The following is a 12386-nucleotide window of genomic DNA, read 5'->3' on the forward strand; positions in this document are numbered from 1 at the left end:
GTGGTACAATAAAATAGAAAAGCTTGGATACGGATGTTTCAGAACCGTAACAAATACCATGCAGAACTATTATGAAACAATACTAAACTATTTCGTTAGCAGGGAAACGAATGCATTTGCAGAATCATTCAATGCAAAAATTAAAGCGTTCAGAGCACAGTTTAGGGGAGTAGGAGATATACCATTCTTTATGTTTAGATTATGCAAACTGACAGTGTGAATTTAACATATCCACAGGGTTTTCGGACTGACCCCCTTTTTGTTTAGTAATGGTCGATTTCTTCGATGAAATGGGGAGAAAAATAAAATCCTCCACATAAAATGCAGAGGATTAAGTGATCGCGACAGGATTCAAACCTGTAACCGGCTGATCCGTAGTCAGCTACTCTATTCAGTTGAGCTACGCGACCCTATAATTTGTAAGTTTTCAGTGACCGCGACAGGATTCAAACCTGTAACCGGCTGATCCGTAGTCAGCTACTCTATTCAGTTGAGCTACGCGGCCATTTTGTTAATTCAAAAAAGTGATCGCGACAGGATTCAAACCTGTAACCGGCTGATCCGTAGTCAGCTACTCTATTCAGTTGAGCTACGCGACCATTATTTCGTTTTAACGGGTGCAAAGATACGGACTTTTCCCGAACTAGCAAGCTTTTCAACGACTTTTTTTGTAGAAAATTATTCTATGAACCGATAATTGAATAGTTGCCAACCTATACTTAGTCCGACATTCCATTCCCTTTTCGGTGAGCTATAATGATTTACATATGCAGAGATGTCTCCAAAAGGTAATTGACATACAACAGAAATTTCTCCTAAATATTCAAACTTGGAGAAAGCTTTTCCATAATATGCTTTATTCAACGAGTTTTTTTCGATTGGATAAATGGGCATAAAGCCATAAAATTCTCCCCGAAGATGGAACATTTGGTTTAAACGGTAAATAGGCCGAATACCGGCTCCCACAAATTGATTGGCACGAAAGGCTTCGTTGTAGGTCAATTTACTGTGTAGCGTGGGCGAAAACTCTCCAGCCTGCATCATTGTGGCCGTATAGTTCTCGGAAAAGTTTTTAGAGGCATATAATGCCTTCAAATACCACCCTAAAACCCAATGTTCACTCATATTATGATATTTCTCTTTCATGTATGATAATTGCAACCATGAGTGATGGTCTTTATTATTGTTGTTGGTGGTACTTCCTTCGCCCGGGTAGAATCGTTCTTTTCCAACGAAGATCTGGGCAACAAGAGCTTCTCTGTATCCACGTGTAGGGTATTGTTTAGAATTTAGGGTACTTCCATTAAAGCTGATTGATCCACCAAATAAATCATAGCGACTTTTGTCAAATTTATCATTTCCAAAGTCAATGACGCTTTTCTGAAAATATTTATCTTCTATTTTCGCAATTCCGACCCCAAACTCTGCTCGCTTGCTCGAAAGGAAAGGTAAGCCGACCTGCAATTTTAAGAAACGTTCGTCTTTCTGATTGAAGGCAGGTTTGTTATTTCGCGAAAAAAGTTTGTCTTTCTTGAAATAGTCGAAAGTACTGATTGAACCTATAAGACGGTATGAGGTAGGAATGGCAGTGGCAAAGTCAATTTTTGCCATAAACTGCACGTTATTATATACTTTTCCGAGTTGCCCATCAAGGATAAACTCTTTGGCATAGTAGTTTAAATCCTGATAGCTAAGCCCCAGATAGATCTGATTGGAATTGGAAGTGGATATATTTCCTCCCAACCGCACAGCAAAATTATTTTCTAATTTCACCTTTAAATGTAGATCGTAGGTGTCGTCTTCCGGATTATAAATTGCATGCGGTATAATTTCGGAAATCATTTTATCAGATAACAATCGGAAATAACCTTGTTTTAAATCCTCATAAGTGAATTCTTTGTTATCTGATTTATGAAATTCTCTTTTAATATATACTTGTTGTTGTGGATTAGCTCCGTCGATGATGATATTTTTAAAGCGTAGCTCCGGAAAATTACTCCGGTATACCATTCTTCTTAAACGTATATTGTCCAGATTTACACGCCGATGAATACGACTTTTGATTGAATCCATCATGCTGATGGTTCGATTATATCCTATATCGTGTAATTCGTCAATGCGTTGAAAATCCATTAGATTAACATTGTCATATTTGAACGTCATTAAAATCCCCATGGAGTCCGGAATGGAATAGTCGGTTTTCTGCATCACCATATTCTCAATTTGACTCATGAGATCATTTTCTTTGGGTTTAGTGGGATTGGTTGACACGACGCTTCCTATGATGACATCCGGATGAAAATCATCTCTCATGACATCTGTAGGGAAGTTATTATAAATACCTCCGTCATAGGCTAATACATTGTCTATTTCAATAGGCTTAAACATGAATGGGAAACTCATGGAAGCTCTGACGGCATCTCCTAAATCTCCTTCCTTCATGACTAATTGTTTCTTGTTGTATACATCGGACGCAATGCAACGGAAAGGAACAAAAAGTTTATCAAAATCTCCCTTACAAGCGGCTGTGGCACGTGCATATAGGTCTACAAAAACGAGATTCATCTGAATCGGATTGACAACACTGGTAGGCAGGAATTGAGGTTTCAAACTTTTCAATGAATCCTTGAATGAAAAACGAATATTGAAGAATTCGGGAGTGGGAAGATTCTTTTTGAAGTGATATACATATTTCTCTTCCACTTCTCCGGAGTACCATCGTTTAAAGTCTTCCGACTTGAGAAGTTCTACCATGTCGTCAGGAGAGTATCCCATGGCATATAAAGAACCGATAATGGCTCCCATAGAAGTGCCTGCAATGTAATCAATAGGAATGTTGTTTTCTTCCAAAGCGCGAATGATACCGATGTGTGTCATCCCTTTGGCGCCACCACCGCTTAATACAAGTCCTACTTTTTGGGCATGGATAGCCGGAATAATCAGCCATAAAGTAATTAACACTAAAAAAATCTTTCTCATAACCCAAATCAAACAATTGAATTTTTTGTCTATTAAGTGTTCAAATATATACAATACTTTTCAATTAATCGATATTTTACCGATCGTTTTAAATTGAAAAAGAGCATTACAACGTGTATTTAACGTTGAATGCTCTTTCTTGAAGTATGTGTAATGTTTAAAGGGGCGATATTAAATCAATTCTATGCTACGTTTTACGAAGTTATTCAAAGCTTCACCTCTTAGCATATTGTTTTGCAATAAGGCCAAATCAATCAGCTGGCGGATAACTTTATTATTGCTTGCGTAGCCGATAAAGACAGCTTCTTTCTTACTTTTCAGATCATCCCACTTCTTATCCAGATTGTTTAGTTCATCTTTTTCTGATGTGGGGATTTCTTCTTCTTTTTTATCTTTTTGCTTGTCTTTCAACTCATTGCGTTGTTTGTTGACATTGTCCATTTCAGAAAGTATCGGAGCTACTTCTGCCTGGCAAGCGCTTTCTTCTTCATTCAATACCTGTTTTATCAACTTATGGTCTGAATTAAGAATTAGATTAAACATATCAGGCATTTCACCATAGAAACTCATTCCGGCCTGAATATTTGCCATTTCCTTCATACGACGCATATATTCGCTTTGAGTAATCATGACTGGAGCTGAATTTTCTCCTAATGCCTGTGTCATGACATTGAATTCAACTTTATCCATTTTAGGCAATTGACTCTTGAAGGCTGTTGTGATTGCATCCTGTTTATTGGCTTCCAACGTTTCACCTTTCTTATCTTCTTTTACAATAAGATTGTCAACGACATCGCTGTCTACACGAGTGAAACGGGATTTTTCAAGTTTTTGTTCCAGCATGCTCACCATAGCTACATCCAACTGGCCATCCATGAGCAGAACATTGTATCCTTTGTTGGTGGCAGCTTCAATATAACTATATTGCTCATCCTTGTTATTTGCATACAGATAGATTAGGTTTCCATCTTTATCTGTCTGATTATCTTTAATAAGAGTCTGATACTCTTCAAATGTGTAATGATTGTCATTTGTATCGGTGAAAAGGGCAAATTTTTGCGCTTTATCATAGAAATCCTCTTGTGTGAGCATTCCGTAATTGATAAATATTTTTAAATCATTCCACTTTTCTTCAAATTGCTTACGGTCATTCTTGAATATAGACTGCAAACGGTCGGAAACCTTCTTTGTGATATAAGTTGAAATCTTCTTCACGTTCGAGTCGCTTTGCAAATACGAACGGGAAACGTTCAACGGAATATCCGGAGAATCGATTACGCCATGTAACAAAGTCAGGAAGTCCGGCACAATACCTTCAACCGAGTCTGTAACATATACCTGGTTGCAATATAACTGAATCTTATTCTTATTTAATTCAATATTGCTCTTTACCTTCGGGAAATAGAGGATACCGGTCAAATGGAATGGATAATCAACATTCAGGTGAATCCAGAATAGTGGTTCATCAGACATTGGATATAGCTTACTATAGAATGATTTGTAATCTTCATCCGAAAGTTCGCTAGGTTTACGTGTCCACAAAGGAGTGGTATCATTGATTATATTATCTTCGGCTGTTTCTACTTGTTTGCCGTCTTTCCATTCTTTCTTTTTCCCAAATGCAATGGGAACAGGAAGGAAGCTGCAATATTTCTTCAGAAGCTCGGAAATACGTGCTTCTTCGAGAAATTCTTTGCAGTCATCATCAATGTATAAGATGATGTCTGATCCACGATCGGCTTTTTCTATTTCTTCAATAGTGAATTCAGGGCTGCCATCACAAGTCCATTTTACGGCTTGTGCACCGTCTCTGTATGATTTAGTGATAATTTCCACTTTCTTTGCAACCATAAAAGCAGAGTAGAAGCCAAGTCCGAAATGTCCGATAATGGCATTTGCGTCATTCTTGTATTTCTCCAGGAAGTCGTTAGCTCCTGAAAAAGCTATTTGATTGATGTACTTTTCAATTTCCTCTGCAGTCAAACCGATACCACGGTCAGAAATAGTAATGGTATCTTTGCCCAATTCAACGTGAACGGTTAAATCACCCAGTTCACCCTTAAATTCGCCAATAGAAGCAAGCGTATTCAGCTTTTGAGTGGCGTCTACTGCATTGGATACTAACTCGCGCAGAAAAATCTCATGGTCACTGTACAAAAACTTTTTAATGATAGGGAAAATGTTCTCTGTTGTAACCCCAATATTACCTTTTTGCATAATACGTATATTTTTTAGTTTATCTATTGATTAATTTTAATTGATGTTTGTTCAGATAGAGACAAAAAAAATGCCAGACCCGAAGGTCTGACATTATGGCATATTATTTTATTTTCTTATTCAGGAAATAATATTATTCCGGAGTGACAACTTTCATCTCCAATTCACCTTTTTCTTCATTGAGAGATACCTGAATAGTATCTCCCTCCTTCAAAGAGGAGGAAATGATGAGCTCGGATAAGCCATCCTCCAGATAAGTTTGAATTGCTCGCTTCAAAGGACGGGCGCCATATTGTACGTCATATCCTTTGCCGGCGATAAATTCTTTCGCCTTATCTTCAATAACAAGCTTGTAACCAATAGATTCTATTCTATCATACAATCCTTTCAGCTCTATGTCTATAATCTTTGTTATTGCTTCCAGAGAAAGCTGGTCAAACGTGATTATCTCATCTACACGATTGATGAATTCGGGCGCGAATGATTTGTTTAGAGCTTTTTGTATTACGCTTCGCGAGAATTCCTTATCATCCAGGCGGCTTTGTGTCGCAAAACCAACGCCACGTCCAAATTCTTTCAGCTGACGGGTTCCTATATTGGAAGTCATGATAATAACAGTATTTTTGAAATCTACCATTCTGCCATAACTGTCAGTCAGACGACCTTCATCCATAACCTGAAGCAAGATGTTGAACACATCCGGATGTGCTTTTTCTATCTCATCAAGCAATACAATCGAGTATGGTTTACGGCGCACTTTTTCTGTCAGCTGACCACCTTCTTCATATCCTACGTATCCCGGAGGTGCTCCAACCAGGCGTGAAACAGTGAACTTTTCCATATATTCACTCATATCTATACGAATCAGTGCATCAGCAGAACCAAACATGTATTTGGCTAACTCTTTTGCTAAGTGAGTTTTACCAACTCCTGTCGGGCCTAAGAACATAAATGTGCCAATTGGCTTATTAGGATCTTTTAGCCCTACACGGCTTCGCAAAATAGCTTTAACCAGTTTTTCTATTGCTGTATCTTGTGCGATGACTTTAGCCTGCAAATCTTCTTTCATACCTGCGAGCTTGATACCTTCAGCTTGTGCCATCCGTTGTACCGGAATGCCTGACATCATTGAGATGACATTGGCAATTTCTTCTGCATCAACAGTTTGCCTGTTTTCCTTCAGATTGGCTTCCCATTCTTTTTTCATCTCATCCAATTGGACAGAAAGCTCTTTTTCTTTATCACGGAAGCTGGCTGCAAGTTCGAAATTCTGCGATTTCACAGCTTCGTTTTTCTTGCTTTTGGCTTCTTCGATCAGTTTTTCTTGTTCTTCTATCTCTTTGGGCACATTGACATTGGTAAGATGTACACGTGAACCGGCTTCGTCTAAAGCGTCAATAGCTTTATCAGGGAAATTACGATCTGTGATATAGCGGTCTGTCAGCTTGACACATGCTTCCAATGCTTCATCCGTATAATACACATTGTGGTGGTCTTCATATTTATCCTTGATATTACGCAAAATCTGCAAAGTTTCGGCAGCGGTAGTCGGTTCTACTATTACTTTTTGGAAACGACGTTCCAAAGCGCCATCTTTCTCAATGTTCTTACGATATTCATCAAGAGTGGTAGCACCGATACATTGTATTTCTCCTCTTGCCAATGCCGGTTTTAGCATATTGGCAGCATCCATAGAACCTGCCGCAGAACCTGCGCCTACAATCGTGTGGATTTCATCAATGAATAATATTACATTCGGATTTTTCTGTAATTCATTGAGAATGGAACGAATACGTTCCTCAAATTGTCCACGATATTTGGTTCCTGCTACAACAGCAGTCATATCAAGAGCAACCACTCGTTTATCAAACAGAATCCGCGAAACCTTTTTCTGAATGATTCTTAATGCAAGACCTTCAACAATCGCTGATTTTCCTACACCAGGCTCACCAATCAAAATCGGATTATTCTTTTTGCGGCGGCTTAAGATCTGCGCTAAACGTTCGATTTCTCTCTCTCTGCCGACAACAGGATCCAAGCGTCCTTCTTCTGCCGCTTTTGTCATGTCAGTACCGAAATTGTCAAGTACCGGCGTGTCATTAGACGGCTTTTTTGAAGCGGTTTGTGCCTGTTGGCGTTCGTCCGAACCACCTCTGCCGGAACGGGGAGAGGACATTTCTTCGTCATCATCATCGTCTTCCGTGAAACCCATACCAGAGTTTATATCTGGCTGCAATGTAGCTTGCTCCAGTACTTTCACATAATTTATATCGTTTGCTTCAAGTACAGAAGCGGCCATATTGTTTTTTTCTCTTAAAATAGCCAATAATACATGTTCTGTATCAGCGATGTTACTTTTCATTCCACGAGCTTCTAAAATACACATTTTTAATATCTTTGCCGCATCATTAGATAACGGTACCTCTGCATCAGGCAATAACATATCATCAGCTTCTGCCTTCAGTTGAGCTTCAATCTGTTGCTTTATTGCAGCTAGATTGGTGTTGAGTTTAGACAATATCTCGATAGCTTTTCCTTCACCGTCACGGAGGATTCCCAGAAGCAGGTGCTCAGGGCCTATATACCTACTTCTCAACCGATTCGCTTCTTCCTTACTATAGACGATAATGTCGGAAACTCTTTGTGAGAATTGATTATTCATACTTTTCCTTTTCTTCTAAGGGTTATTCACTGGCAAATATACGCATTAATCAAGTTTGTATTGCAATATTTGCTTTATTTCTTATATCTACAAATGGCGTGCCATAAAAACGGTGTATTTGCATTATATATATAAGGTATAACAAATATCCAGCTCTTTTTTACCAATGTTATCTATCTTTCCATATTATATTTATCGTTTTTATCTTTTTATTTTCGAATTTTAAAGTTTAATGAATTGTCGTCCCGGTCATGCTAAAACTTTCTTTCTAAAAACTTTCGTATATCGGGGAAAAGTAGTACTTTAGCGTGGTTTTTCACAAACCGTAGAATGTATAATTAATAATCATTTTAAATGCTTGAACAAGACAGAATTATAAAGATTAACATCGAGGAGGAAATGAAGTCATCGTACATTGACTACTCCATGTCGGTCATCGTTTCACGTGCCCTTCCGGATGTTAGAGATGGATTTAAGCCTGTTCACCGTAGAATTTTATACGGAATGATGGAATTGGGCAATACTTCAGACAAACCTTATAAGAAATCAGCCAGAATCGTGGGTGAGGTACTCGGTAAGTACCATCCTCATGGAGATTCTTCTGTTTATTTTGCAATGGTGCGTATGGCTCAGGAATGGGCAATGCGTTATCCTTTGGTAGATGGACAGGGAAACTTTGGTTCTGTAGACGGTGATAGCCCTGCTGCTATGCGTTATACAGAAGCTCGTCTTAATAAGTTGGGTGAAGCAATGATGGATGACCTGTATAAGGAAACCGTCGATTTTGAGCCTAACTTTGATAATACGTTGGTAGAACCTAAAGTTATGCCGACACGTATCCCGAATCTTCTGGTGAACGGAGCATCCGGTATCGCTGTAGGTATGGCTACCAATATGCCTCCTCATAATCTTTCGGAAGTAATTGAAGCATGTGAAGCATATATTGATAATCCGGAAATTACAGTAGAGGAACTGATGGAATTTGTCAAAGCACCAGATTTTCCTACTGGTGGGTTTATATATGGTGTGAGTGGTGTACGCGAGGCATATTTGACTGGACGAGGACGTGTAATTATGCGTGCGAAAGCCGAAATCGAAAGCGGACAGACACATGATAAGATCGTAATAACCGAGATTCCTTATAATGTAAATAAGGCCGAGTTGATTAAGTATATAGCTGATCTTGTAAATGATAAGAAAATAGAAGGTATCTCAAATGCCAACGATGAGTCTGACCGTGACGGTATGCGCATTGTTATTGACATCAAACGTGATGCAAATGCAAGTGTAGTGTTGAACAAACTCTATAAAATGACAGCTTTGCAGACATCTTTTGGCGTAAACAATGTTGCTTTGGTTCATGGACGTCCAAAAACGTTGAATCTGAGAGATTTAATTAAATATTTCATCGAACATAGACACGAAGTTGTTATTCGTCGTACTCAGTTCGATCTTCGTAAAGCGAAAGAACGTGCGCACATTCTTGAAGGTTTGATTATCGCTTCGGATAATATTGATGAAGTAATTCGTATCATTCGTGCAGCAAAAACTCCTAATGACGCTATTGCAGGCTTGATTGAGCGATTCAACCTGACAGAAATTCAGTCTCGCGCAATTGTAGAAATGCGTTTGCGTCAATTGACAGGTCTGATGCAGGATCAGCTTCATGCGGAATACGAAGAAATAATGAAGCAGATAGCTTATTTGGAAAGTATTTTGGCTGATGATGAAGTATGCCGTCAGGTAATGAAAGATGAATTGTTGGAAGTTAAAACGAAATATGGAGATGAACGTCGTTCTGAAATCGTTTATTCTTCAGAAGAGTTCAATCCGGAAGACTTCTATGCAGATGATCAGATGATTATTACAATTTCTCACATGGGTTATATCAAACGTACTCCGTTGACTGAATTCCGTGCACAAAATCGTGGTGGTGTAGGTTCGAAAGGTACGGAGACCCGTGATGAAGACTTTGTAGAACATATCTATCCTGCTACCATGCACAATACGATGATGTTCTTTACACAAAAAGGCAAGTGCTATTGGCTGAAAGTATATGAAATACCTGAGGGAACGAAGAATTCTAAGGGACGTGCTATTCAGAATTTGTTGAATATTGACTCGGACGATAATGTAACTGCATACTTGCGTGTGAAGAGTTTGGAGGATTCTGAGTTTATTAATAGTCATTATGTATTGTTCTGTACTAAGAAAGGGGTAATAAAGAAAACATTACTAGAACAGTATTCTCGCCCACGTCAGAATGGTGTAAATGCTATAACTATCCGCGAAGATGATAGCGTAATTGAAGTTCGTATGACGAATGGAAATAATGAAATCATCATTGCAAACCGCAATGGACGTGCAATTCGTTTCCATGAAGCAGCAGTTCGTGTAATGGGACGTACAGCAACAGGTGTACGTGGCATTACGTTGGATAATGATGGTCAGGATGAAGTAGTAGGAATGATTTGTATCAAAGATTTGGAGACAGAATCTGTAATGGTAGTTTCCGAACAAGGATATGGTAAACGTTCTGAAATAGAAGACTATCGTAAGACAAACCGTGGCGGTAAGGGTGTGAAGACCATGAATATTACCGAAAAAACAGGTAAGTTGGTAACAATCAAGTCAGTAACCGATGAAAATGACTTGATGATTATCAATAAGTCTGGTATCACTATTCGTTTGAAAGTGGCTGATGTTCGTATTATGGGTCGTGCTACTCAAGGTGTCCGTCTGATAAATCTAGAAAAACGTAACGACCAGATTGGTTCGGTATGTAAGGTTATGACAGAAAGTCTTGAAGATGAAATTCCGGCAGAAGAAGCAGAAGGAACAATTGTGAGTGATCCAAATGCTGATGCTCCTGATATTGATGATGCAGCAGACGTAAATGAAAACGAAAGCAACAACGAAATCGAGGAATAGACATAATATTAATAATTAATCAAACAACAATCATGAAAAGAGTATTATTTTCGATGGTTTTATTGATGGCTGTTAGCTTCTCATTCGCACAGATGAAAAATGTGAAAGAAGCAAAGAGTATGGCTAATGACGTAAAACCTAATTTTAAGCAGGCTGAGCAGCTTATTAAAGAAGCTATGAAGAATCCTGAAACGAAGGATCTTGCTGACACATGGGACGTTGCTGGATTTATTCAGAGACGTATCAACGAAGAGCAAATGAAAAATGCTTTTTTGAAAAAACCGTATGATACATTGAAAGTGTATAATAGCATTCTGAAAATGTATGAGTACTATACTAAGTGTGATGAATTAGCGGAAATACCTAATGAAAAGGGGAAAGTTAAAAACAAATACCGGAAAGCAAATGCTTCAAGTATGTTGGCTGAACGTCCTAATTTGATTAATGGTGGTATTCAGTATTTTAACTTGGATAAGAATAAAGAAGCCTTGAAATTCTTTGCAACATATGTTGAATCAGCTTCTTACCCAATGTTAGCTGATAAAGAATTGGCTAAGAATGATACTCTTATCCCACAAATTGCATATTATGCTACATTGGCTGCTGATAGGGTAGGTGATAAAGATGCAATTATTAAGTATGCCCCAATGGCTTTATCTGATAAGGACGGAGGTAAATTTGCAATGCAATTGATGGCTGATGCTTATAAAGCTAAAGGTGATACTGTTGCTTGGATTAAATCTTTGGAAGAGGGTATCCTAAAGTTCCCTGGAAATGATTATTTCTTTGCTAATTTGGTTGATTATTATAATAGCTCTAATCAAGCCTCAAAAGCTATGGAGTTTGCTGATAGAATGTTATCTAATGATCCGAATAATAAGTTGTATTTGTATGTAAAAGCATATCTTTATCATAATATGAAAGAATATGATAATGCAATTGAATACTACAAGAAAGCTATTGCGGCTGATCCGGAATATGCAGAAGCATACTCAAATGTGGGTTTGGTATATTTGATGAAAGCACAGGATTATGCTGATAAAGCAACAACAGATATCAATGATCCTAAATATGCTGAAGCACAGGCTGTAGTTAAGAAATTCTACGAAGAAGCTAAACCATTCTATGAAAAAGCTAGAGCTTTGAAACCTGATCAACAAGATTTATGGTTACAAGGTCTTTATAGAGTTTACTATAACTTGAATATGGGACCTGAATTTGAAGAAATTGATAAGCTTATGAAGTAATCGTTTTCAGGAAAATTATAAGTCTTGAAAAAGGGAGGAAGGTTGCTAGAAATAGTAACCTTCTTTTTTTAGGGATATTCAGTAAATGTTCCTCTTTCTAAAAAATCAAGAGAAAAGCTTTGCTTTACGTGAGCTTTTCTCTTGATTTTTTCGTTCAACTCTCCCAGTCTTCTATCTTTTTTGTAGAATATTGTTTACATATTCTTATTTTTTCCTTCCCACCCATGCATTATGTACATGTCTTTTTTAGGGGAAGTTAAAACCTCTCCTGTTTTTCCTGTTATTTTAGTCAGATTATGCTGCCTTTCTTTTTTTCTTTTCGACCTTTTCTATCATACATACCGCATTGG

At 38.0% G+C, this 12386-nt stretch carries 6 protein-coding genes and 3 tRNA genes; 3 read left to right on the top strand and 6 right to left on the bottom strand.

Translation table 11 applies throughout. From position 1 onward, the window contains the following. Positions 1–220, top strand: a 220-nt coding sequence (locus tag BSAG_RS04790) for a transposase (protein WP_008997708.1), incomplete at its 5' end; no start/stop codon positions are given. A 116-nt stretch (positions 221–336) separates the two neighbouring features. Here BSAG_RS04790 and BSAG_RS04785 read toward each other — a convergent pair. The 6 genes from BSAG_RS04785 to BSAG_RS04760 all read right to left on the bottom strand — a co-directional run bounded on the left by BSAG_RS04785 (position 337) and on the right by BSAG_RS04760 (position 7858). Next, a tRNA-Arg gene (locus BSAG_RS04785) sits at positions 337–410 on the bottom strand. A gap of 21 nt (positions 411–431) precedes the next feature. After that, a tRNA-Arg gene (locus tag BSAG_RS04780) sits at positions 432–505 on the bottom strand. Positions 506–525: 20 nt separating this feature from the next. Next, a tRNA-Arg gene (locus BSAG_RS04775) sits at positions 526–599 on the bottom strand. Between the two features lie 79 nt (positions 600–678). Beyond that, on the bottom strand, positions 679–2979 hold the full coding sequence (locus BSAG_RS04770) for a patatin-like phospholipase family protein (protein ID WP_008022360.1): 2301 nt from the start codon (positions 2977–2979) through the stop codon (positions 679–681). Positions 2980–3150: 171 nt separating this feature from the next. Next, entirely contained in the window at positions 3151–5196 is a 2046-nt protein-coding gene (htpG, locus tag BSAG_RS04765; protein ID WP_004314506.1) for a molecular chaperone HtpG, read from the bottom strand. Positions 5197–5329: 133 nt separating this feature from the next. Further along, positions 5330–7858, bottom strand: a complete 2529-nt coding sequence (locus tag BSAG_RS04760; RefSeq protein ID WP_004314507.1) for an ATP-dependent Clp protease ATP-binding subunit — start codon at positions 7856–7858, stop codon at positions 5330–5332. Positions 7859–8212: 354 nt separating this feature from the next. Between BSAG_RS04760 and gyrA the strand changes: the two genes are divergently transcribed. Beyond that, entirely contained in the window at positions 8213–10789 is a 2577-nt protein-coding gene (gene gyrA, locus BSAG_RS04755; RefSeq protein WP_004314508.1) for a DNA gyrase subunit A, read from the top strand. Positions 10790–10821: 32 nt separating this feature from the next. Beyond that, on the top strand, positions 10822–12036 hold the full coding sequence (locus BSAG_RS04750) for a tetratricopeptide repeat protein (protein ID WP_004314509.1): 1215 nt from the start codon (positions 10822–10824) through the stop codon (positions 12034–12036). Positions 12037–12386 lie beyond the last annotated feature (350 nt).

The sequence above is a fragment of the Bacteroides sp. D1 genome, from assembly GCF_000157095.2.
Lineage (GTDB): Bacteria > Bacteroidota > Bacteroidia > Bacteroidales > Bacteroidaceae > Bacteroides > Bacteroides xylanisolvens.